Here is a 254-nt window from a genome sequence, read left to right as displayed (position 1 = left end):
TGTCGATCGACCCGGCGCTGGTGCTGTTCTGCCCCAACTACGCCTCCGACACCTACCCGATCCTGCGCGACAGCAAGCAGTTTGCGATCCACCTGCTGTCCGCCGACCAGACCGCCGAAGCCTATGCCTTCGCCGGCAAGGGCAAGGACAAGGCCAAAGGCATCGACTGGCACCTGAGCGAGCTGGGCAACCCGCTGCTGGCCAAGGCTACGGCGATCATCGAGTGCGAACTGTGGCGCGAGTATGACGGCGGG

1 protein-coding gene is annotated in these 254 nt (G+C 65.0%); it reads left to right on the top strand.

Translation table 11 applies throughout. The features are described from left to right. Window positions 1–254 (top strand): flavin reductase family protein (locus SB765_RS31645; protein ID WP_410932757.1); only part of this gene is annotated, 254 nt, incomplete at both ends.

It is taken from the genome of Pseudomonas sp. SIMBA_067 (assembly GCF_046534675.1).
Lineage (GTDB): Bacteria > Pseudomonadota > Gammaproteobacteria > Pseudomonadales > Pseudomonadaceae > Aquipseudomonas > Aquipseudomonas putida.
Note: the sequence above shows the minus strand (reverse complement) of the source record. Positions and strands in the feature narration are given on the sequence as shown.